At 65.9% G+C, this 22,943-nt stretch carries 21 protein-coding genes and 1 pseudogene; 12 read left to right on the top strand and 10 right to left on the bottom strand.

The features are described from left to right. The 9 genes and pseudogenes from B3446_RS03145 to B3446_RS03105 all read left to right on the top strand — a co-directional run. Nucleotides 1–335, top strand: a pseudogene (locus tag B3446_RS03145) (hypothetical protein); the annotation flags it as partial. Then, on the top strand, nt 335–1,423 hold the full coding sequence (locus B3446_RS03140) for a MucB/RseB C-terminal domain-containing protein (RefSeq protein WP_291377286.1): 1,089 nt from the start codon (nt 335–337) through the stop codon (nt 1,421–1,423). The pseudogene B3446_RS03145 and the gene B3446_RS03140, both read left to right, overlap by 1 nt. Before the next feature lie 38 nt (nt 1,424–1,461). Beyond that, complete coding sequence (locus B3446_RS03135) at nt 1,462–2,946, top strand: DegQ family serine endoprotease (protein WP_191576749.1); 1,485 nt, start codon at nt 1,462–1,464, stop codon at nt 2,944–2,946. A 292-nt stretch (nt 2,947–3,238) separates the two neighbouring features. Then, a complete protein-coding gene (lepA, locus tag B3446_RS03130) occupies nt 3,239–5,032 on the top strand; it encodes a translation elongation factor 4 (RefSeq protein ID WP_291377285.1) in 1,794 nt (597 codons plus the stop codon). Between the two features lie 22 nt (nt 5,033–5,054). Beyond that, nucleotides 5,055–5,942: a signal peptidase I gene (gene lepB / locus B3446_RS03125; protein WP_291377284.1), complete on the top strand. Its 888-nt coding sequence runs from the start codon at nt 5,055–5,057 to the stop codon at nt 5,940–5,942. Between the two features lie 2 nt (nt 5,943–5,944). Further along, nucleotides 5,945–6,706 (top strand): ribonuclease III, encoded by a 762-nt coding sequence (gene rnc / locus B3446_RS03120; RefSeq protein ID WP_291377283.1) that lies wholly within the window; start codon nt 5,945–5,947, stop codon nt 6,704–6,706. After that, nucleotides 6,703–7,593: a GTPase Era gene (gene era / locus B3446_RS03115; RefSeq protein ID WP_056321933.1), complete on the top strand. Its 891-nt coding sequence runs from the start codon at nt 6,703–6,705 to the stop codon at nt 7,591–7,593. The genes rnc and era overlap by 4 nt, the downstream gene beginning before the upstream one ends. Further along, nucleotides 7,586–8,173, top strand: coding sequence for a DNA repair protein RecO (recO, locus tag B3446_RS03110; RefSeq protein ID WP_191576746.1), 588 nt, complete (start codon nt 7,586–7,588; stop codon nt 8,171–8,173). Before era ends, recO begins: the two co-directional genes overlap by 8 nt. A 16-nt stretch (nt 8,174–8,189) precedes the next feature. Next, nucleotides 8,190–9,098: a LysR family transcriptional regulator gene (locus B3446_RS03105; protein ID WP_291377282.1), complete on the top strand. Its 909-nt coding sequence runs from the start codon at nt 8,190–8,192 to the stop codon at nt 9,096–9,098. 8 nt (nt 9,099–9,106) lie between these two features. Here B3446_RS03105 and B3446_RS03100 read toward each other — a convergent pair whose 3' ends face one another. The 9 genes from B3446_RS03100 to B3446_RS03060 all read right to left on the bottom strand — a co-directional run bounded on the left by B3446_RS03100 (nt 9,107) and on the right by B3446_RS03060 (nt 17,989). Beyond that, nucleotides 9,107–10,207, bottom strand: coding sequence for a pyridoxal-phosphate dependent enzyme (locus B3446_RS03100; RefSeq protein ID WP_291377281.1), 1,101 nt, complete (start codon nt 10,205–10,207; stop codon nt 9,107–9,109). A gap of 3 nt (nt 10,208–10,210) precedes the next feature. After that, nucleotides 10,211–11,200, bottom strand: a complete 990-nt coding sequence (locus B3446_RS03095; RefSeq protein ID WP_291377280.1) for a succinylglutamate desuccinylase/aspartoacylase domain-containing protein — start codon at nt 11,198–11,200, stop codon at nt 10,211–10,213. Between the two features lie 31 nt (nt 11,201–11,231). Next, nucleotides 11,232–12,188, bottom strand: coding sequence for a Bug family tripartite tricarboxylate transporter substrate binding protein (locus tag B3446_RS03090; protein WP_291377279.1), 957 nt, complete (start codon nt 12,186–12,188; stop codon nt 11,232–11,234). 90 nt (nt 12,189–12,278) lie between these two features. After that, nucleotides 12,279–13,568: an NTP/NDP exchange transporter gene (locus B3446_RS03085; protein WP_291377278.1), complete on the bottom strand. Its 1,290-nt coding sequence runs from the start codon at nt 13,566–13,568 to the stop codon at nt 12,279–12,281. A 4-nt stretch (nt 13,569–13,572) separates the two neighbouring features. Further along, nucleotides 13,573–14,490, bottom strand: a complete 918-nt coding sequence (locus B3446_RS03080) for an aldo/keto reductase (protein ID WP_291377277.1) — start codon at nt 14,488–14,490, stop codon at nt 13,573–13,575. A 130-nt stretch (nt 14,491–14,620) separates the two neighbouring features. Then, nucleotides 14,621–15,331 (bottom strand): Bax inhibitor-1/YccA family protein, encoded by a 711-nt coding sequence (locus B3446_RS03075; protein WP_175122939.1) that lies wholly within the window; start codon nt 15,329–15,331, stop codon nt 14,621–14,623. Nucleotides 15,332–15,476: 145 nt separating this feature from the next. Then, complete coding sequence (locus B3446_RS03070) at nt 15,477–15,944, bottom strand: hypothetical protein (RefSeq protein WP_291377276.1); 468 nt, start codon at nt 15,942–15,944, stop codon at nt 15,477–15,479. Between the two features lie 52 nt (nt 15,945–15,996). Further along, on the bottom strand, nt 15,997–16,458 hold the full coding sequence (locus B3446_RS03065; RefSeq protein WP_191576738.1) for a DNA polymerase III subunit chi: 462 nt from the start codon (nt 16,456–16,458) through the stop codon (nt 15,997–15,999). A gap of 22 nt (nt 16,459–16,480) precedes the next feature. Then, the gene (locus tag B3446_RS03060; protein ID WP_291377275.1) at nt 16,481–17,989 is read right to left on the bottom strand and encodes a leucyl aminopeptidase; all 1,509 of its coding nucleotides are present in this window, start codon (nt 17,987–17,989) and stop codon (nt 16,481–16,483) included. 57 nt (nt 17,990–18,046) lie between these two features. Between B3446_RS03060 and lptF the strand changes: the two genes are divergently transcribed. Continuing rightward, nucleotides 18,047–19,150, top strand: a complete 1,104-nt coding sequence (gene lptF, locus B3446_RS03055) for an LPS export ABC transporter permease LptF (protein WP_175122935.1) — start codon at nt 18,047–18,049, stop codon at nt 19,148–19,150. Between the two features lie 27 nt (nt 19,151–19,177). On the opposite strand, the gene B3446_RS03050 is transcribed toward lptF, so the two are convergent. Beyond that, nucleotides 19,178–20,098, bottom strand: coding sequence for a LysR family transcriptional regulator (locus B3446_RS03050; protein WP_175122934.1), 921 nt, complete (start codon nt 20,096–20,098; stop codon nt 19,178–19,180). Between the two features lie 214 nt (nt 20,099–20,312). On the opposite strand from B3446_RS03050, the gene B3446_RS03045 reads away from it, so the two are divergent. Together B3446_RS03045 and B3446_RS03040 are read left to right on the top strand one after the other, a co-directional pair. Further along, the gene (locus tag B3446_RS03045; RefSeq protein ID WP_175184252.1) at nt 20,313–21,530 is read left to right on the top strand and encodes an ABC transporter substrate-binding protein; all 1,218 of its coding nucleotides are present in this window, start codon (nt 20,313–20,315) and stop codon (nt 21,528–21,530) included. 93 nt (nt 21,531–21,623) lie between these two features. Continuing rightward, nucleotides 21,624–22,943: CoA-acylating methylmalonate-semialdehyde dehydrogenase (locus B3446_RS03040; RefSeq protein WP_291377274.1), on the top strand; the 1,320-nt coding region annotated here is incomplete at its 3' end.

Raw genomic sequence — 22,943 nt, 5'->3', positions numbered from 1 at the left:
TGTGGGCGCTGACGCCCAGCGCCGCCTTCCCGCCCCGCGGGGCGCGCGCGCGGGCCGCGAACCTCCCCATCGGGGCGGCCCCCCGGCGCCGCTCGCCATTGCGCATGGGCCTGTCCGGCCTGGCCGTCGCCGCTGCGGTGGCCACGGTCGCGTGGGTGGCGCAGCCATACGTCACCGGCTCGCCCGCGACGGATGTGCGCGTGCTGGCCGATGCCAGCTCGCCGGCTTCGGCCTCCGACGACTCGGGCCTGCGCGACTACCTGGAGGCCCATCGCCAGATGGCCGGCCCCAGCGCGGTCCGGCAGGTGTCGTTCGATGTCGGAGCGGGACGTTGATGGCGCTTGTGCTTCCATCACGCTGGCCGGTGCTGGGACGTGCTGCCTCGTGGCAGGCTCACCGCGCTGGCTGGTTTGCCGCCACGCTCCTCACCGCTTTCCTTGCCACGCACGGTCCCGCGGCCGCCGCCGGCGCCACGCCGGCCGGCCAGACCGAAGACGTCGTGCAGCTGCTCACGCGCATCCAGCAGGCGGCGCGCAAGCAGGACTACGCCGGCGTCTTCATGTATCAGCAGGGCGATGTGATCCAGTCCTCGCGCCTCGTGCACGTCCTGGACGGCACCGGCGAGCGCGAACGCCTTGAGATCCTTGACGGCCAACCGCGCGAATACCTGCGTCACAACGACGACGTGCAGTGCCTGATTCCCGAGCGCAAGACCGTGCTCGTCGAGCGCCGCCGCGGCGACCGCTTCCCCGGCCTGCTGCTGGGCGATCCGGCCAACCTGTCCGAACACTACAAGATCCGCACGGAACCCACGCCGCACCGCGTCGCGGGCCGCGAATGCCGGCTGATCACGATCGAACCGCTGGACAAGCTGCGCTACGGCTATCGCCTGTGCGCGGACGTCGAAACCAATCTGCTGCTGAAGGCCCAGACGCTCAATGCCGCGCGCGGCGTGGTCGAGCAGGTGTCGTTCACCTCGCTGCGATTGGGTTCCGAAGTCGATCCGCAATCGCTGTCCTCGCGTTGGAATACGCGCGACTGGAAGGTGCTCGAGGCCAACATGCAGCCCGTGGACCTGGCGGCTCAGGGCTGGCGCATTCCCGCGCCCAACGGCTTCAAGACGATCATGCAGGTGTCGCGCGCCATGAAGCGCGGATCGCCGGTCAGCCAGATGGTGCTGTCCGACGGACTGGCTGCGATCTCGGTGTTCATCGAGCCCTATGACAGCCAGCGCAACCACCAGCCGGCGCACGGCGCATCACAGCGCGGCGCGATCAATGTGTATGGCGCGCGCATTGCGGACTTCTGGCTGACCGCGGTGGGTGAAGTGCCCGCCGCCACGCTGGAACAACTTGCGCAGGCCACTGAGTACGTGCCTCCCGCACCCGCGGCAGCCGCACCCGCGGAGGGCGGGGCTAAATAATTCCCGCCGTTCCGCAAGCAGCAATTTCGGAGTGACATATGAAAGCAATGACGGTCTCGAACGCTTTTTTCCGGCGCTTTCTGGCGGCTGTCGCGGCGGGGACCATGCTGTCCACCGCCTACGTGCCGGTGACGGTGGCGCAGACGGCGCCTGCCGCGGTCGGATTGCCCGACTTCACGGCCATCGTTGAAAAGGCCGATCCGGCCGTCGTCAACATCCGCACGACCGCCACGGTTCCGGTGCGCGGCGGCGGCAACGGTCCTGGCGGCAGCGATCCCTACGAACTGTTCCGATGGTTCTTCGGTCCCGAATTCCAGCCTCCCGGACAGCAGTCGCCCAATCCGCGCCAGCGTCCGCAACCGACGCCGCCCGAAGAGCGCACCGTGCCGCGCGGCGTGGGTTCGGGCTTCTTCGTGTCGGCCGACGGCTACATCCTGACCAACAACCACGTGGTCGTCGACGCGACGGACATCTACGTCACCCTGACCGACGGACGCGAGTTCAAGGCCAAGGTCATCGGCACTGACGAGCGCACGGACGTTGCGCTCATCAAGATCGAAGCCAAGGACATGACGCCGCTGGTGATCGGTGATCCCAAGAAGCTCAAGAAGGGTCAGTGGGTGCTCGCCATCGGCTCGCCATTCGGGCTGGATTCCACCGTCACTTCCGGCATTGTCAGCGCCATCGGTCGCGATACCGGCGAATACCTGCCGTTCATCCAGACCGACGTCGCGGTCAACCCCGGCAACTCGGGCGGCCCGCTGATCAATCTGGACGGCGAGGTCGTGGGCATCAATTCGCAGATCATCTCGCGTAGCGGCGGATTCATGGGCATCTCGCTGGCCATTCCGATCGACGAAGCCATGCGCGTGGTGGATCAACTGCGCACGACCGGCAAGGTCACGCGCGGCCGGGTTGGCGTGCAGATCGGTGAAGTCGGCAAGGACGTGGCCGAGGCCATCGGCCTGCCCAAGGCAGAAGGCGCGCTGGTCAGCAGCGTTGAAGCCGAGGGCCCTGCCGAGCAGGCGGGCGTGCAGCCGGGCGACGTGATCCTGAAGTTCAACAAGGAACCGATCAAGCGCTGGTCGGACCTGCCGCGCATCGTCGGCGAGACCAAGCCGGGCACGCGCGCCGACATGGAAATCTGGCGCAAGGGCAAGAGCATGACGCTGTCGGTCAAGGTGGGCGAGATCCCCACCGAGAAGGCCGCCGCCGCCGGCAAGAAGCCTGCGCCGGAACCCGAGGTCACCAACGCGCTGGGCTTGGGCGTTATCGATGTGCCCGCCGATACCCAGAAGAAGCTGCGCATCAAGGGCGGCGTCCAGGTGAAGGTTGCCGATGGCGCGGCCGCGAAGGCGGGTCTGCAGGAAGGCGACATCGTGTTGGCGCTGAACGACACCGACGTTACCGGCGCCAAGCAGTTTGGCGAACTGGTCGCCAAGCTGGACAAGAGCCGCGCGACGGGCCTGCTGGTGCGCCGTGGCGACCAGACGCAATGGGTAGCGGTGCCTGCGTCCAAGTGATGACGGCCCGGACCGGCAGGCGCCCGCCCGGCGCCGCCACCGGGCAGCCGGTACGGCGGGAAACCGCCAGGTGCGGCCACGCCGGGGCGCTTTTTGTCCCGGGGCGCGCCCCGGGCAAAAAAAAAGGCTCAAGACCGGCTAAAATGGCTGGTTGCCGCAAGAGGGGGCGCTTGGCGCCCCCTCAGTTTTGTCCGGGCCTAGCCCGTCAGCGCCTCACACGTCGGCCGTGCACATTCCGGCGGCGGTGTCTCCCGGCCGTGTGCCGTCTGTTCCGTCCCTTATAAATTCAAGCATGCAGCATATCCGCAACTTTTCCATCATTGCCCACATCGATCACGGCAAGTCGACCTTGGCCGATCGCCTGATCCAGCGCTGCGGCGGACTGGCGGATCGCGAGATGTCGGCGCAGGTCCTCGATTCCATGGAAATCGAGCGCGAGCGCGGCATCACCATCAAGGCCCAGACGGCCGCCCTGCATTACAAAGCGCAGGACGGCAAGATCTACAACCTGAACCTGATCGACACCCCGGGGCACGTGGACTTCTCGTATGAAGTCAGCCGGTCCCTGTCCGCCTGCGAAGGCGCGCTGCTGGTGGTGGACGCATCGCAGGGCGTGGAAGCGCAGACGGTGGCCAACTGCTACACCGCGATCGAGCTGGGCGTGGAAGTCGTGCCCGTGCTGAACAAGATGGATCTGCCGCAGGCCGATCCCGAAGGCGCCCGCCAGGAAGTCGAGGACGTGATCGGTATCGACGCCTCGGACGCCGTGCTGGCCAGCGCCAAGACCGGCATGGGCATCGACGAAATCCTCGAAACCATCGTCGTCCGCGTCCCCGCTCCGGAAGGCGATCCCGATGCGCCGCTGCAGGCGCTGATCATCGATTCGTGGTTCGACAACTACGTCGGCGTTGTCATGCTGGTGCGCATCATTAACGGCGTGCTCAAGCCCAAGGACAAGATCCTGCTGATGGCGTCCGGCGCCACCCACCTGTGCGAGCAGACCGGCGTGTTCACGCCCAAGTCGCAGCAGCGTCCGCATCTGTCGGCGGGCGAGGTGGGCTTCATCATCGCCGGCATCAAGCAGCTTGAAGACGCCAAGGTCGGCGACACCGTCACGCTGGCCAACAAGCCGGCCGCCAACCCGCTGCCGGGCTTCAAGGAAGTCAAGCCGCAGGTGTTCGCCGGGCTGTATCCGGTCGAAAGCTCCGAATACGACCAACTGCGTGATTCGCTGGAAAAGCTCAAGCTCAACGACGCCGCGCTGATGTTCGAACCCGAAGTCTCGCAGGCGCTGGGCTTCGGTTTCCGCTGCGGTTTTCTTGGCCTCTTGCACATGGAAATCGTGCAGGAGCGCCTGGAACGCGAATTCGACATGGACATCATCACCACCGCGCCGTCGGTGGTGTACGAGGTCGAGCAGCGCGATGGTTCCGTGATCACCGTGGAAAGCCCGTCCCGCATGCCCGAGATCGGCAAGATCCAGGACATCCGCGAGCCCATCGTGAAAGTCACGCTGTTCATGCCGCAGGACTACGTCGGTCCGGTCATGACGCTGTGCAACAACAAGCGCGGCGTGCAGGTCAACATGAGCTATCACGGCCGCCAGGTTCACCTGGTGTACGAGATCCCGCTGGCCGAGATCGTGCTGGACTTCTTCGACAAGCTGAAGTCGGTGTCGCGCGGCTATGCCTCGATGGACTACGAATTCCTAGAGTACCGCTCCGCTGATGTGGTGCGTGTCGACCTGCTGATCAACAACGACCGCGTCGACGCCTTAGCCGTCATCGTCCACCGCAGCAACGCGCGCCACCGCGCGCGCGACGTGGTGACCCGCATGCGCGGCCTGATCCCGCGCCAGATGTTCGACGTGGTCATCCAGGCGGCCATCGGCGCCGAAATCATCGCGCGCGAGAACGTGAAGGCGCTGCGCAAGAACGTGCTGGCCAAGTGCTACGGCGGCGACATCTCGCGCAAGAAGAAGCTGCTGGAAAAGCAGAAGGCGGGCAAGAAGCGCATGAAGCAGGTGGGTAGCGTGGAAATTCCGCAGGAGGCGTTCCTTGCCATCCTGCAGGTGGAAGACAAATAAAACCCCAGAAGGCGATTAGCTGATGAGTTGGAACTTTGCCCTGATCCTTTTTATTCTGCTGGTGGTTACCGGCGTTATCTGGGTGCTCGATCTGGCCGTACTGCGCAAGGGGCGCGAGCGCCGCGCGCAGACCGCGATGGCGCAGTACGACGCGGCACTGGTGGGCGACGCACAAGAGGCCGAGCGCCTGCGGCGTGAAGCCGGCGACGCCGCGCGGCGCGTGCCCTGGTGGGTCGAATACGCGGTCAGCTTCTTTCCCGTCATCCTGTTCGTGTTCATGTTGCGCTCGTTCGTGGTCGAGCCGTTCCGCATTCCGTCCGGCTCGATGCTGCCCACGCTGCAGTCCGGAGACCTGATCCTGGTGAACAAGTTCAGCTATGGTCTGCGCCTGCCCGTGATCGACAAGAAGGTCATCCCCGTTGGCGAGCCCAAGCGCGGTGACGTGTTCGTGTTCCGGTACCCCGTTGATCCGAACGTCGATTACATCAAGCGCGTAGTTGGCTTGCCGGGCGACGAAGTCGCATACATCGACAAAAAGCTCTATGTCAATGGCGAACTGGTCCCGCACGTGCGTGATGGTGACTATTTCGAGCCGGATCGTGTTTCGTATATCGCGCAATATAAAGAGAAGTTGGGCGACGTTGAGCACAAGATCCTGCTGGAAGAGAAGGTTCCGCAGGTGTACTCCCCGGAAAGGTGGACTTTTCCGTACCGTGAAAACTGCCAATACAGCCACAATGGGGTACGCTGCAAAGTACCCGAGGGCAATTATTTCGCCATGGGCGATAATCGGGACAACAGCGCGGACAGCCGGTATTGGGGCTTCGTTCCGGAAGCCAACATCGTCGGCCGCGCTTTCTTCATCTGGATGAACTTCAGCGATCTGAGCCGTATCGGCCGATTCAACTGATTATGTCGCTAGCCACGCTAGAAAACCGCCTGGATTACCGCTTCGGTGATGCAGCCTTGCTTGAACAGGCGCTGACGCACCGTAGCCACGGTGCGCGCCATAACGAGCGGTTGGAATTCCTTGGGGATTCCGTGCTGAACTTCGTCGTGGCGGCGATGCTGTTCGAACGCTATTCAAAAATCGACGAAGGCGATCTGTCACGTCTGCGGGCCAACCTGGTCAAGCAGGCGTCGTTGGCAGATATCGCCCAGCGGCTGGAACTGTCCCAGTACCTGCGTCTGGGCGAAGGCGAGCTCAAGAGCGGCGGATTCCGCCGACCGTCCATTCTGGCCGACACGGTCGAAGCGATCTTCGGCGCTGTCTTCCTGGATGCGGGTTTCGAGGCAGCGCGCCGTGTGATCGTGCGCCAGTACCAGCCGGTGCTGGCGTCCGTGGATCCCAAAACACTCGGCAAGGACGCCAAGACCTTGCTGCAGGAATTCCTGCAGGGCCGCAAGCTGGCCCTGCCGCTGTATACGGTGGTGGCCACGCACGGCGCGGCCCACAGCCAGCAGTTCGAAGTCGAGTGCGCCATTCCGGCGCTCGATATCAAGGTAATGGCGCCCGGCGCCAGCCGTCGCGCCGCCGAGCAGTCTGCCGCCAAGCTGGCGCTTGAGGCCGCGCTGGCCGTCAGCCCGGCCACCAAGGCTGCCCGCAAGTCGGGCAAGGCGCGCAAAACCGCGCAATTGTCGCTGCCCGTGGCAGTGGCTCAAGAGACTAAATGAGCGATACCCCTTTTCGTACCGGCTTCGTTGCCATCGTCGGCCGTCCCAACGTGGGCAAGTCCACGCTGACGAACGCCCTGATCGGTTCCAAGATTTCCATCGTGTCGCGCAAGGCGCAGACCACGCGCCATCGCATCCACGGGGTGCTGACGCGCGAGCATGAGCAGTTCGTGTTCGTCGACACCCCGGGTTTCCAGACACGCCACGGTGGCGCAATGAACCGCATGATGAACCGCGTCGTCACGCAGGCACTGGCCGACGTGGACGTGGTGGTGCATGTGGTTGAAGCCGGCAAGTGGTCCGAAGGCGACGCCAAGTTGCTGCCGCTGTTGCCAAATCCCGAACGCACGATCCTGGTCGTCTCCAAGATCGACGCGCTAAAGAACCGCGACGATCTGTTCGCGTTCGTGTCCAAGATCATGGCGCAGCATCCGTTCGGCGCCGTGGTGCCGGTCAGCGCCACCAAGAATCAGCAACTGGACCAGTTGCTCGACGAAATCGCATCGCGCCTGCCGGAAGGCGAGCCGATGTTCGAGGAAGACACGCTGACCGACCGTCCCATGCGCTTCATCGCCGCCGAACTGGTGCGCGAGAAGATCTTCCGCCTGGTGGGCGACGAGCTGCCTTACGGCTGCACGGTCGTCATCGAGCAATGGGAAGAGACCGCCAAGGGCGCCACCATCAACGCCTGTGTCGTCGTCGAGCGCGACAGCCACAAGCCCATCCTGCTGGGCACGGGCGGCATGCACATGAAGCGGATCGCCACCGAGGCACGGCAGGACATCGCCAAGCTGCTGGACAAGCCGGTGCATCTGGAGGTCTACATCAAGGTGCGCAAGGGCTGGTCCGACCGCGAGGGTGCGCTGCGCGACTTGGGTTATGAGTAGACGGGCGCCACGCGTCCAGGATCGACCGGGGTTCATGCTCCACGCCACGGCATGGCGTGAAACCTCCCTGATTGTCCAGACTTTTTCTCGCGATCATGGCTGCGTGGCCATGGTCGCCAAGGGCGCCAAGCGCCCTTATTCCGTTTTGCGCCCCGTGTTGTCGGCTTTCCAGCCGCTGCTGCTGTCCTGGACGGGCAACGGCGAGGTCAAGACGCTGACGCGCGCCGAAATCGCCGGCATCCGGCCGCTGGCCGGGGCCGCGCTCATGTCCGCCTGGTACATGAACGAACTGCTGCTGCGCCTGCTGCCGCGCGAGGACGCGCATCCGTTGTTGTTCGACGCGTACGACATGGCCTTGCAGCAACTGTCTGCCGGCACCCGCGCGGCCGGGGCGCTACGCCGCTTCGAATGGACCTTGCTGCGCGAAACGGGCTACGGCGTCGACGAGGCGCCGCCCGATTTCGACGATCCCACCATCGAGCCCGCGCTGCGCACCGACTTGCGCGCGCGACTGGCCGAGATCCTGGCGGGCCGCCCGCTGTCCACGCGGCGCGTGCTGCTGGATCTGCAACGCATCTGATTGCGGCGCCGGCCTCATGACGTTCACGCTCAAACAGGTCGAAACCTTCCGCACCGTCTACGAGACGGAAAGCGTCACCGCCGCCGCACGGCGCCTGGACGTATCGCCTGCGACCGTCAGCGCAACCCTGGCCGCGCTGGAAGCCAGCATCGAATTGCGCCTTTTCGAGCGCGTGCGCCAGCGGATGCAGCGCACGCCTGAAGCGACCCTGCTATACGAAGAGATCCGCCGCTTGAATGTGGGTCTGGAAAGCCTGGGACGCAAGATCCGGGCGATCCGCGGGGCGGCGCAGCCGCGGCTGCGCATCGGCTGCATCCACGCCTACAGCGGCGCGATCGTCAGCGATGCGATATCGCGTTTTCGCGTGCGCTATCCGGATACGCCGCTGTACCTGCAGATCCGCGATTCCAACACCCTGCGCGACATGGTGGTGTCGGGAGAACTGGACCTGGCGGCGGTGGCCGATGAATCCGAACTCGAAGGGCTGCGCGGGCATCGTCTGGCCAGCTTGCGCGCGGTTGCAGTGTTTCCCGCCAGCCATGCGCTGGCGCGCCTGGAATCGGTGAGTTTCTCGCATCTGGCCGAGGTCGACGTGATTGCGCTGAACGCTGAAGACGGTTCGCGCAAGCGGCTGGATGCGCTCTTGCGCCAGGCCGGTCAAAGCCTGCGTGTGGCGATCGAGACGCCGTATTCCAGCACCGTGTGTCAGCTTGCCCTGGCCGGGCATGGGGTGGGCATTGCCAACCCGGCCACGGCGCTGGGCATGGAGGCCATGGGCCTCACCTACCGGCCGCTGGCGGCGCCCGTGCATTTCGAATGCCACATGATCGTGCACGGCAGCCGGCCGTTGTCCGAAGCCGGCAAGTTCTGGGCGACGTGCCTGCGCGGCGCACTGGCGCCGCTGGTCGAACGGTTTGGTGTGTAGCCCGGGCATCAGCCCCGGCGACCGTCCGATGTCAGCATCAGCACCACGTTCGATTCCGCATCCAGCTTGCCAGCCCGCCTGAGCCGCGCGATGGCCGCCAGCGCGGCGGCCGACGACAGTTCCGTGCCCAGTCCCACGCGTTCCAGGCGTTGCCGCGCCTCGGCCGCTTGCGCGTCGGACGTCTCCACCGGCATGCCTCCCGACCGCGACAGCGCTTCCAGTGCTTGCAGCGTGCACGTGCCGCCCGCAATGGAATACTGCTGGGTCGCGCTTTCCCATTGGCCGCGCGCATCGCCGGTTTCCAGCGCGCGCGACAGCCGGGCGTAGGGTTCCACTGCGTGCAGCCGGGGCAGTCGGACGATGCGCCCGGTCTGAAGCAGATGCTGCCAGCCCAGGAAAATGCCCCACAGCAGATCGCCCCGCGCCGTCGGGACAATGATGTCCGTGGGCAGGCCGCAGTCGTCCAGGATTTCCTGGGCAATCGGCTTGTAGCCCTCGACGCCGTACGGATGCGTGCCCACCGGCGGATTCAGGTAATTGGTGCCCGCGAACGCGCCGTGGTTGCGGCACAGGTCGGCCACGTACGGCCAGCGGCCCAGGCTGTCTTCGAAGGCGCGCAGCCTTGCGCCGAAGCGCTCCATGGCTTCGCGCTGCAGCGGCGGGCAGTTGTGGGTGATGGCGATGTCGGCCTGCAAGCCGGCCGCCGCGCAGTAGGCAGCCAGCGACACGCCCGCATTGCCGCTGGAGGCCGCCGCGACGCGCGTGGCGCCGGCCAGCCGGGCGCGCGAGACCAGTTGCGCCGACATGCGGTCCTTATGACTGCCGGTGGGATTGGCGCTTTCGCACTTGAGCCATAGCGCGCCCACGCCTTCTTCCCGCGCCAGGTCGGACGCGGACAGGCATGGGGTGCCGCCTTCGCCCAACGTCACGGCCGACAGCACCGGCAGGGGCATGGCGCCGTCCTGCGCCGGCGCGTCGTATTGGCACTCCAGGGTGGCGGGGTGCCCAGCCGCCAGGCACGAAGGGCAGCCTTCGGAATAGTCGCCCGCGGGCCAGAGGGTTGCGCAGCGGATGCAGCGCAGGCCGGTCAATCTGGGGTTCATCTGCATGGGTCAGTATCTTGAAGCAAGAGATTCCAAGGGAAGAGCGGGCGCCACCTGCAGCAGGCAATCACCGTCGTCGCTGCGTGCGATGGGTCGAAGGCAGACCACGGTGCCCGACTGCGGGCTGAGCAACGGGCGCGGCGGAGCATCGGGCCGTGCCGGTTCGATCAGGCGGCCAATGGGCTGCTGCGCGGCCACGGATTGTCCCAGTTCCACGGCGGGAACGAACACGCCGCACTCGCGGGCACGCAGCGTCGCGGCGGGGGCGTCCAGGTCGTAGAGGCGGACCTGCGCGTCCTGGGCGGGGTGTGCAGACGCGGGACGGCTCAGCAATCCCAATTCCGCCAGGCAGCCCAACAGTCCGTCGCGGCAGCGGTCCGCCAGCGACTGGCTGGTTTCCCGGCCTCCGCCGATCTCGGCTGAAAGCCGCAGCACGCCGTGACGGCTGGCCGCCGCCGGCATGGACCCGGCCTCGCCGCCGCGAAAGAACACGCAATCGGGCAGTCCGAACGCCCGCGCGAGCGCTGGCAGACGGTCGTCATAGGCATCGTTGCCGTAGCGGGTGATGACCGATGATGGCAGGTAGCGCAGCGACGCGCCGCCGCTGTGCACGTCCACCATGGTCTGCACCCGGGGAAGCAGCCGCGCCTCCAAGGCTGCCGCAATACTTTCGGTGTAGCCGCGCGCCGGCTCGCCCAGGAAAGCGCGGTTCAGGTTGCCGCCATCAGATGGCGACAGCCGGGTGCCGGCCAGCGACGCTTCCGCATTGACGGCGGGAAGCAGATAGACCGTGCCGCGTTGCAGAATCTCCGGCAATTGATGCCACAGATCCAGAATGGCGGCCTGGCCTTCCCATTCGTCGCCGTGCACGCCGGCGATGAGCGCGACGGCAGACCCCGGGCCCGCCTCGATCCGCAACACCGGGATCGTCACGCGCCGGTAAGCCGACGCATTGGTGGCGGCGGCCACGGAGAAATCCTCGCGGGTTACGTTGGCCATGCGGAGGCTCCGTTGGGTGTTCGGGCGCTGTTCAGTCCAGCGTGGCAGCCTTGATGATGCTTTCCCACTTGGGCAGCTCCTTTTTGATCTGGGCCTGGACATCCTGCGGTGTGCCGCCCAGGGGTTCCTGCGAGCGGCTGCGCAACTCGCGGCTCACCGCGTCCGAGCGCAACGCCTGATTCATCGCGGCGTTCAACCGCGAGATTGCGGCAACGGGCGTGCCTGCCGGTGCAACCAGAGCGCTCCACGCGGACTGCTCGTACTCCGGATAGCCTTGTTCGGCGACCGTCGGCACGTCCGGGTTGGACGCGGCACGCTTGCGGGTGGTGACGGCGAGCGCGCGCAGGCGGCCGTCCTTCAGGTTGCCGATCAAGGGCGGCAGGTTTTCCATCATGGAATCCACGTGGCCGCCCAGCAGGTCCGAGAGCTGCGCGGCCGTGGCCTTGTAGGGGATTTGCCGAACCGCGGCGCCGGTCTGGGCGATGAACAGTTTGACGCCCACTTCGCTGGTGGTGCCCGGGTCCGCGGAAGTCATGGTCAGCCGGTCCGGCTGCGCGCGGCTGGCTTCAATGAAGCCTTTCAGGTCACGGTACGGCGAGGCGGCGTTTACCACGATCACGTTGGGCGTCTCGGCCACCAGCCCAATGGGCTTGAGGTCACGGTCCAGGTCGTACAGCTGCTGCTTGAACAGGTAACGGTGCAGCACCAGCGTGCCGACGTGGGCATAGCCGATGGTGTAGCCGTCCGCGGGGGCCCGGACCACGGCCTGCGTGCCGATGCGGCCGCCGGCGCCCACGCGGTTTTCCACGACGACCGGCTGGCCCAGCAGCCGGCTCATCTCCTGACCGATCAGGCGGGCGGTGATGTCGGCATTGCCGCCCGCGGCGGCCGGCACGATCAGCGTGATGGCGCGTTCTGGGTAGTCGGCGTGCGCGTACGGCGCGGCAAGGCAAAGCAACAGGGCGGCAAGGCAGGCAGAGCGTTTCATGACGGTTCCCGAGGCGTTGAGGGCTGCGCCATTGTGCGTCTGGGAATCGGCGTTTCCGTTTGGCTGAATAAGATGGATGTTCAGAAAAAGTTAAGGCAGGTTGCCGTTTCGCCGGTCCGCCTGCTTGCCCAATCCATAGCCTACGGCGGCCGCGCCCAACGCCACTGCGGCGCCCAGCAGCGCGATCAACGCCGCGCCATAACCCAGCATGTCGATGCCCGCCTTCACCCAACCGCTGGCGGCATCGCCGCCGCGGTAGACCACGGTGTCGATGACGTTCTTCGTCTTGTACTTGTCTTCCGGCGTGACGGCCGTGAACAGCATTTCGCGGCCGGGGCGGATCAGCGCGTACTCGCCGGCGCGGCGCAGGATCATGGCGGCCGCCAACACGGCGAACACGGGGAACGCGGCCAGCGCCAGGAACGCCAGCGCCACCGCAAGCGGCACCGCGGTCAGCAGGAACCGCAAACCCAGGCGTGCGGCCACGCGCCCGGTGATGAAGATCTGCGACAGCAGCGCCAGCGTCTGCACGGTGAAATCCAGGGCGCTGAAAACCCGGATGCGCTGGGCGGTGTCGGGAAACGCATCGGCGACCAGCCGCGCCTGTTCCATGTACAGAAACGTGTTCAGCGTGGCGAGCAGCACGACCAGCAGCGAAATGCCCAACAGGTAACGGGACTGGAAGATGCGCGCCAGCCCGGCAAGAATGCCGCCTTCGATGGGACGCTGCATGTCCTGCAGGCCCACTTCCGGCCGGGAGGCGGCGCGCCACGCCAGCAGCCATTGCTTGAGCGGCAGCGTGGCGGTCAGCAGCAGGGCCGACAACACCAGCAGGCCCGCCGGACCCAATACGCCAGCGAGCAGCGCGCCAAGCAGGGGCCCACACAGGCCCCCCGCGCTGGCGCCCGCCGCGATCAGCGCGAAGAGCCGCTTGGCCGATTCCATGCGAAACACATCGGCCATCAGGCTCCAGGCGATGGACACGACGAACAGGTTGAACACCGACAGCCAGACATAGAATGCGCGCGCCGCCCAGACGCTACCGGGCTGCTGGTGGAGCAGGGCGGCAAAGCCCACCATGGTCAGCGCGAAGATGGCATAGACCCAGGTCACCAGCGTCGCGCGCGGCACGCGGGTGGAGATCCAGCCAAACAGCGGCACGACGGCCAGGGTGGCAAGAAACGTGGCGGTGAACAACCATTGCAACTGGTTCACCCCCGCCTGAATCCCCATCGTCTCGCGGATCGGGCGCAGCATGAAATAGCCGCAAAAGAGAAAGAAGAAAAACGCGAAACCGCAGGCGGCGGGAGCGAGTTCGTCCTCGTGGATGCCCAGCGCCCGCGACATACGGGCGCGCCAGGACAGGGGGGCGGGCGCCATGGCGTCAGGCAAGCAGCGCGGCGATGCGATCGCGCATGGCGGCGTCGGGCTGTCGGCCAAAGCCCGCGCGCGCGTTGTCCGCCATATTAGCGGGCTTGGACGTGGCGGGGATGACTGCCGTGACGGCGGGGTGGCCGATGATGAACTTCAGGAAGATCTGCGCCCAGGATGTGCAGTCGATCTCGGCGGCCAGCTTGGGCAGCGCCACACCCTTGACCTGGCGGAACAGCGCGCCGTCCTCGAATGGTCGGTTGATCAGCACGGCCACGCCGTTGGCCTGGCACGCGGGCAGCAGCCGCTTTTCAGCGCTGCGCGAGGCGATCGACAGGTTCACCTGCAGGAAGTCGGGCTTTTCCTTTTCAACCAGCTCGGTCAGATCGTCGTGGGCATAGTCCGTGTAATGCGTGATGCCGATGTAGCGCGTCACGCCCTGCTGCTTCAGGTCGCGCAGCAGTGCGAGCTGGTTGCGCGTGTCGATCAGGTTGTGCACCTGGATCAGGTCCAGCTTGTCGCTGCGCAGCGCCTCCTGCGACTGCCGCACCTGGCGCATCGCGGATTCGTGGCCGCGCGTGCTGATCTTGGTGGCCAGAAACACGCGCTTGCGCAGGCCGCCATCGGGAGCCAGCAACGCGCCTGTGACGGCCTCGGCCTCGCCGTAGCTGGGCGCAGTGTCGATCAGCGTGCCGCCCGCCTTCAGCAGCGTTTCAAGCACCTGGGCCAGCGGCGCCATGGCCGTCGCATCGCTCGGGGATACGTTGAAGGTGTCCGCGGTGCCCAGTCCCACGACGGGCAGCATTTCACCCGTCGACGGGATCGCGCGTTTGAGCATGGCTTGCGCGGGAGCAGCCGCCCATGCCGGCCACGCGGATCCGAGGAGGGCGGCGCTGGCGGTGGTCTGGAGGAAGCGGCGGCGATCGGGCATGGCGTGGCTCCGGGCGGAAAGAAGGTGAACAGGCGGGCCAAAGGAATAGGGCCAAACAAAGCAGGCCAAAGAAAAAGGGCCTACATGTTGTGCATGCAGGCCCTTTCGGTGCTGGTCTGGCGACGGCGCGTTACTCGCGGTTGCCGCCGAAGATGCCCAGCAGCATCAGCAGGTTCGAGAAGACGTTGTAGACGTCCAGGTAGATGGCCAGGGTGGCGGACACGTAGTTGGTCTCGCCGCCGTTGACCACGCGCTGCAGGTCAACCAGCATGAATGCCGAGAAGATCACGATGGCGAGCACCGAGATGGTCAGCATCAGGGCCGGCAGTTGCAGGAAGATGTTGGCCAGCGCGGCAACCAGGATCACGACGGCGCCGATGAACAGGAATTTCTGCAGTCCCGACAGATCGCGCTTGATGGTCGTGGCGAGCGTGGCCATGGTGCCGAACACGATTGCGGTGCCGCCGAATGCCGTCATGACGAGCTGCGAGCCGTTGCTCATGCCCATTACGAAGCCCAGCAGACGCGAAAGCATGACGCCCATGAAGAACGTGAAGGCCAGCAGCAGGACGACGCCCAGCGAGCTGTTCTTGTTCTTTTCAATGGCGAACATCAGGCCGAAGGCGCCGACCAGGAAGACGATGGCCGACAGGCCGGGGCTGGCGCCCATGACGCGGTTGATGCCGGTGTAGAGGCCGACCGCCGCGCCCAGCACCGTCGGGATGAGCGACAGGGCCAGAAGCCAGTACGTGTTGCGCAGGACCTGGTTGCGAGCGACCTCGCCCGGCGCGCCGGCGACAGAGCCGGAACGGTTAAAAGGGGACGGACGATATTCGTTCATGGAGAACTCCTGTATGCGGCAAATATGGTGATTGCCTAGAAGGCTTAGATGCGAAGGATACCTTACAGTTCCCTGAAGAATCCAGTTTGAGAAAGAAGTAGGACTGCCCGTTGCAGGGCAAATTGATCCTGCGCATGGCGGAGGATCACCCTCGCCGAACCTCATTGAGCACGCGGGAAACAATAGCAGGCAATTCCGCATCCATGCGCGCCTGAAGCTGCTGGACCGCATCGGCAAGCGCCTGCTGCATGAGCTGTTCGACCTCGGCCTGCAGGCGCGCGGCGAGGACGGTGGCGTCGGGCAGCGGGGCGGGGCGCACTGGGGCGGCGACCGGTGAAGGCGCCGCCGGAGTGGTCGTTGGCGCGGCAAGCGGGGCCGCCGGCTCGGACGTCCGCGAAACCGGCAACACCGGCGGCTCGTCGTCGCCGGCCACGTCCGTCAGGACGGGAAACGGGTCATGTTCATACGGGTCGTTTTCGTAGACCGGACCCGCCTCGTCGGCCAGTTCGGTCAAAAGCGGCGCATCGGCGTCGTCGTCGGACGGGTCGTGGAATGAGGGTTCGGCCCGATGGGTCAGGGTGGGGATGCCGGGGTCGGATGGGCGAGCGGGCATGGAAACTCCCGTAGTCTGGTGGAGCGCGGCGCGCGGGCGCGCGTGGGACGGTTCAGCCGCCTTGGGCCTTGCGGCTCAGGTCGTGGCTTTGCGGCGTATGACCGGCCGTCAGGTAGGTTCGCCAGCGCTGCCGGGCCGCCTGCTTGTCGTCGGGGTCGTCCGAGACGATTTCCAGGAGGCGCTCGAAAGCATCGAACCCGGGCGGACAATCGTCGTCGAGGTTCAGCAGCCAGGGCTGGGGCTGGTCGGGCTGCCCCGCCGCCTGCAGGGCCTGTAGCGGATCCCCGGCGGTGAGCACCACCGGGGTTTCAGCGGCCAGCGAATCATTTGCCAGCACGTGCGGCACGAAGGCCGTGTCGTCGAACGCCCACAGCATCCGGTCAAACGCGGACAGGCGCGAACCGTCTTTACAGTACACCACCAGCCGCTGCCCGGCCAGGACGCGCTTGCGCACGACCTGGCAGGCCATGCGCAGGCGGTCCGGCGCGCCGAAGGCGAAGTCGATGCGCGTCATTGGGCTGTCGGCGTCCGGCGCTTCAAGCCTGGTCCAGCAGGTATTGCATCAAGAGCGGCACCGGACGGCCGGTTGCGCCCTTGTCCTTGCCGCCGCGCCAGGCGGTGCCGGCGATGTCCAAGTGCGCCCAGGGGTATGCCTTGGCAAAGCGGGACAGGAAGCAAGCCGCCGTGACGGCGCCGGCCGGAGGACCGCCGATGTTGGCGAGGTCAGCGAAGTTGGACTTGAGTTGTTCCTGGTAGGCGTCGTCCATGGGCATGCGCCATGCGGTGTCGAGCGAGCGGCGGCCGGCCGAGGCCAGAGCGTCCGCCAGCGCGTCGTCCTTGGAGAACAGGCCGGTGTTGACGTTGCCCAGCGCGACGACGCAGGCGCCGGTCAGCGTGGCGATGTCGATCACGGCCGACGGCTTGAAGCGTTCGGCGTAGGTGAGGGCGTCGCACAGGACCAGTCGGCCTTCGGCGTCGGTGTTCAGGATTTCTATGGTCAGGCCGGCCATGCTGGTGACCACGTCGCCCGGCTTGTTGGCCTTGCCGCTGGGCAGGTTCTCGCACGCGGGAATGAGGCCGACGACGTCCAGCGGCAATTCAAGTTCGGCCAGGGCGCGGAACGAGCCGAGCACGCTGGCGGCGCCGCACATGTCGTACTTCATTTCGTCCATGGTGGCCGCGGGCTTGAGCGAGATGCCGCCCGCGTCGAACGTGATGCCCTTACCGACCAGCACGATCGGACCCTGCGCGGCCTTGGCGCCCTTCTTGGCGGTCTTGGCGCCGGCGTGGCGCAGCACGATGAAGCGCAGCGCTTCCTCGGAGCCGCGCGCAACCGACAGGAACGAGCCCATGCCCAGCGCCTCGACCTGCTTGCGGTCCAGGACCTCGACCTTCAGGGACTTGAATTCGCGCGCCAGGCGCTTGGCGGTGTCGCCCAGGTAGGTCGGCGTGCAGATGTTGCCCGGCAGGTTGCCCAGCGTGCGGGTCAGCTCCATGCCGTTGGCGATGGCGCTGCCTTCGCGCAGGCCCTTCTGGGCCTGTGCCGCGTCGGCGCGCTCGACGACCTGCACGATCTTCTTGAGCTTGGGGCGCGCGTCGCGGTCGGGTTTGCCGAAGCTGGCGTCGTAGTGGTAGACCGCGCTGCCGGCCGCGATCGCGGCGCTGCGGGCACGCGCAATGAGGTCGGTGTCGGCGATGGGATTGGCGAGCAGCGTGGACACGCCTTCGGCAAGCTGGGCGGCGACGCAGGAAGCGGCGAATGCCTGCTCGGCCGACGCGTGGGTGCGAGCCGAATATTCTTCCTGCTTGCCCAGACCGACCAGGACCACGCGCTGCGCGGCGACACCCGGCAGCGCACGCAGGGTCAGCGTCGCGCCGGCGCGGCCGCGGAATTCGCTTTTGACCACCGCACGCACGGCGCCGTTGGAAGCGCGGTCGATGATGTCGGCGGCGGGGCTCAACACGCCGTCCGCGAACACGCCGACGGCGAGGGCCGCGGTTTTGACCTGGTGCAGGGAAGCAGTGGTCTGTGTGCTAAATTCCATGAGGGTTTCCCGTGTGCGTCTGTGTATGATGCGGTCGATTATCCCGCATATTCTCCCATGTCTCTATTCAAACGCTCTGTCGTCAGCGAGATCACCAGTCACGCTGGCGTTGTCTTTTCCACGTTGCTCGTCGTGTGGCTCAGCGTGCTTCTCGTGCGCCTGCTCGGTGAAGCCGCGGGAGGCAACATCGGAGCGGACGTGGTGGTCGTGCTTGCAGCGCTGTCGACCATCACCGCGCTGCCGACCATTCTGGCGGTCTCGATCTTCATCGCCGTGCTGACCACGGTCACGCGCAACTACCGCGAATCCGAAATGGTCGTGTGGTTCGCCAGCGGCCTGTCGCTGGCGGACTGGCTCAAGCCCGTGCTGCGCGTGGCGGTCCCCGTCGCGATTGCCGTGGCAGGCCTGACGCTGGTGGCGTCGCCCTGGGCCTACCGCCAGATCGGCGAATACCACGAACGCTTCGAACAACGCTCCGACCTGTCCAAGGTCACGGCCGGCCAATTCGCTGAATCCTCCGGCGGCAGCCGCGTGTTCTTTGCTGAAGACCCGGTCAATCCCAGCGACGAACTCGGCAATGTCTTCGCGCGCGAGATCGGTCCTGAATGGCTCAGCGTGCTGACCGCAAGTAGTGCGCACAGCGAAACCCTGCCCAACGGCGACCGCTTCCTGGTGCTGGGCGAGGGCCATCGTTACGATCTGAAGCCGGGTACGCCCGAGCTTCGGCTGGTGCACTTCGAAAAATACGGCCTGCGCCTCGAAAGCAAGTCGGGCGGCGATCCGGTGGCCGAGGCGCGTGCGGCGGCAGAGCGGTCCTCCAAGGCGCGCAGTACGCCGCAGCTCGTTGAAGACAACACCAACAGCAGCTGGTCACAGGTCATGTGGCGGATCTCGCTGCCGCTCGCCGCGCTGAATCTTGCGCTGCTGGCCATTCCGCTGGGCGCGGTAAATCCGCGGCTGGGGCGTTCGGGCGACCTGCTCATCGCCGGTCTGGTCGGTCTGCTCTATATGAACCTGATCAACCTGTCCCGCGCCTGGATCTCCAACGGCAAGCTCAGTTTTGGTCTGGGCGTGTGGCTCATTCACGGCGCCGTCGCGCTGCTGACCGCCTTCCTGCTGATGCGCCGCCTGCGCGTGAAGGCGCCGAAGAACAGCGCTTAGCGTAGCGGGCGCCGCCAGCCGGCGCGCTCAGGGCAGATACTTCATCGTTCCACGCCGGCCTGCCAACAGGTCGGCGTTTTTCAATACCGATTTGCGGATGAACTCCCACAGCACCGTTACGCGCTTGAGCTTGCGCAGGTCTTCGTGGCAGTACATCCAGAACGAGCGCGTGATGGCGATTTCGTCCTGCAGCACGGGTTTCAGCCGCGGGTCCTGGGCCGCAATGAAGCACGGCAGGATGGCGAGCGACTGGCCCTGCAGCGCCGCGTGGTACTGGGCCACGACGCTGGTGCTGCGCAACACCACCTTGCTTGCCGGCAGCACGTCTTCCAGATAGCGCAGGCGCTCGCTGAACAGCAGCTCGTCCACATAGCCAATGAACGTGTGATCCGCGAGGTCCTCGCGGCGCGTGATGGGCGCATGGTTCGCCAGATAGCCAGGTGTGCCGTACAGCCGCAGCGTGTAGTCGCACAGTTTGCTGCACACATACGGCCCGCGCTGCGGGCGCTCGATGGTGATGGCCAGATCGGCCTCGCGCTTGGACAGGCTGACAAAGCGCGGCACGGGCAGGATGTCCAGCGTGATGTGCGGATAGCGCCGCTGGAAGTCTGCGGCAAGCGGCGTGAGCACATAGCTGCCGAAGCCTTCGGTGGCGCCGATGCGCAGGTGCCCCGACAGCGCCTGCCCGATGCCGGACAGGTTCTCGCGCGCGGTGTGCACGACGCTTTCCATCTGCTCGGCATGGACGAACAGCCGCTGGCCGTCGTCCGTCAGCACGAAACCCGCGCTGCGGGACTTTTCAAAGAGCAGGGTGTCCAGTTCCGTTTCCAGCGCCCGGATGCGGCGCGAGACCGTGGTGTGTTCCACGCCCAGCTTGCGCGCCGCTGCGCTGACGCGCTGCGTGCGCGCCACTTCCAGGAAATACCGCAGGCTGTCCCAATCAAGCAAGATCCATCGCTCCAAGGCCCTGGCAGCACGCTACCGGGCGGCTTTTTTTGTGTGTGCATGAATGCACAAGGAATGTGCATTTCTGGTGTTGCTTGTTGATTTTCACACATCTACACTGGATCGGCTGGCCTTGGGCTATGCCCTGGGACCGCAGGCCGCGAAGACGGCGCCACAACGCTAACACTCAGCGCATAAAAACTCAGGAGACAAATCCATGAAATTGCACGCACGCGGGCTCGCCGCAGGCTTGTGTCTGGGCGCCGGTTTGCTTGGGCAGGCCCATGCAGCGGACAAGCCGCCAGTGAAGATCGGCATTCTGACGGATATGTCCGGCACCTATGCCGGCATGGGGGGCGCAGGGTCGGTCGCCGCGGCGCAGTTGGCCATCGACGACTGCCTTGCGGCGGAGTGCAAGGGCATGAAGATCGATCTGGTGTCCGCGGACAACCAGAACAAGGCGGACGTCGGCGCCGCGCGCGCCCGCGAATGGTTTGACCGCGACGGCGTCACCGCGATCGCCGACTTGACCAATTCCGCCGTCGCGCTGGCCGTGCAGGGCATCGCCCGCGAAAAGAACAAGGTGGTGATGTTCTCCGGTCCGGCCACCACGGCGCTGACCAACAAAGAATGCTCGCCGGTCGGCTTTCACTGGATGTTCGACACGTACTCGCAGTCCGCGGGCGGGGCCAAGGCGACCGTGCGCGAGGGCGGCAAGTCCTGGTTCTTCATCACCGTCGACTATGCATTCGGCCACTCGCTGGAAGCCGACACGGCCAAGGCGGTGAAAGCCTTGGGCGGCACCGTGGCCGGCAGCGTACGGCATCCGCTGAACGCGCCCGACTTCGCGTCCTATCTCTTGCAGGCGCAAAGCTCCAAGGCGCAGGTGGTGGCGCTGGCCAACGGCGGCCAGGACACCGTCAACGCCGTCAAGCAGGCGCGCGAGTTCGGCATCGTTGCCGGCGGCCAGCGCCTGGTTTCGCTGCTGATCTTTTTGTCCGACCTGCGTGCGCTCGGCCTGGAAAACGCGCAGGGCTTGTCCTACGTCGACGGTTTCTATTGGGACTATGACGATGCCTCGCGCGAATGGTCCGGGCGTTTCGAAAAGGCCTTCCGCGGCCTGAAGCCCACCATGACGCAGGCAGGCGTGTATTCCAGCGTGTTGCATTACCTGCGCGCCGTGGCCGCCGCCAACAGCACGGATGGCAAGGTCGTGGCCGACAAGATGCGCGAGATCCCCATCAAGGATCCCATCATGCGCAACGCGTCGATCCGCCCGGACGGCCGCGTGATCCACGATATGTACCTGTACGAAGTCAAGAAGCCCGCGGACTCCAAGGGCGGCTGGGACTATTCGAAGCTGGTGGCCACCATTCCGGCGGCCGAAGCTTTCCAGCCCCTGGCCGATTCGAGCTGCCCGCTGGTGAAGAAATAATCCGAGGTCCGCGGGCGGTGTCCCGCGGGCCCGGCTCGATCCAAGAACGCGGACGACCATCCGCATCGACTACGCAGTGTGAGGAGCATCAAAATGAGTGAAGTCCCGCGCGTTCCGCTACTGATCGGCGGCAAGCTTGTGCAGTCCAAAACCACCGAATGGCGAGACGTGATCAACCCCGCCACCCAGGAGGTCGTCGCCAAGGTGCCCTTCGCCACGCGCGAAGAACTGGACCTGGCCGTCTCCAACGCCAAGGAGGCCTTCAAGACCTGGCGCAACGCTGGGCAGGGCGCACGCATGCGCGTCATGCTCAAGTTCCAGGAACTGCTGCGCGCCAATACCGGCAAGCTGGCCGAGATGATTACCCGCGAACACGGCAAGACGCTGCCGGACGCCGAAGGTGAAGTCGGCCGCGGTCTGGAAGTGGTGGAGCACGCCTGCTCGATCGCCAACCTGCAACTGGGCGAATACGCTGAAAACGCGGCGTCCGGGATCGACGTCTACACGCTGATCCAGCCGCTGGGGGTGTGCGCGGGCATCACCGCGTTCAACTTCCCGGTCATGCTGCCGTGCTTCATGTTCCCCATCGCGGTGGCCTGCGGCAACACGTTCGTGCTGAAGCCCTCCGAGCAGGATCCGACCTCGTCGCTGTTCCTGGCGGAACTGGCGCTGGAAGCCGGTCTGCCGCCGGGCGTGCTGAACGTGGTGCACGGCGGCCCCGAAACGGCCAACGGCCTGTGCGAGCATCCGGACATCAAGGCGGTGTCGTTCATCGGCTCGACCCGCGTGGGCACCGAGATCTACAACCGCGCATCGGCTGCCGGCAAGCGCTGCCAGTCGATGATGGGCGCCAAGAACCACTGCGTGGTTCTGCCGGATGCCGATCCGGAAGTCGCGCTGAACCAGCTGCTGGGCGCCGCCTTCGGTGCGGCCGGTCAGCGCTGCATGGCGTCGTCCGTGGCCGTGCTGGTGGGCGAGGCCCGCAATTGGCTGCCCGATTTCGTCGAACGCGCCAAGAAGCTCAAGGTCAATGCCGGCACGGATCGCCAGGCCGACCTGGGTCCGCTGGTGTCGCCCAATGCGAAAAAGCGCGTGGAAAGCCTGATCCAGAAGGGCGTGGACGAAGGCGCCAAGCTGCTGCTCGACGGCCGCAACCTGAAGGTGTCGGGCTTCGAAGAAGGCAACTTCGTCGGCCCCACCGTGTTCGACGGCGTTGCCGAGAACATGACGATCTACACCGAGGAGATCTTCGGGCCGGTCCTGTGCTGCGTTGGCGTCGAGACGCTGGAAGACGCGGTGGAATTCATCAACCGCAACCCCAACGGCAACGGCGTCGCCCTGTTCACGCAGGACGGGGGCGCCGCGCGCTACTTCCAGAACAACATCGACGTGGGCCAGGTCGGCATCAACGTG

Origin of the sequence: Achromobacter sp. UBA5777 (assembly GCF_002418565.1) — a bacterium.
In the GTDB taxonomy this organism is placed as follows: Bacteria; Pseudomonadota; Gammaproteobacteria; order Burkholderiales; family Burkholderiaceae_B; genus Achromobacter; species Achromobacter animicus.
The sequence above is the reverse complement of the archived record's forward strand: the minus strand, read 5'-3'. Positions and strand labels throughout refer to the sequence as shown.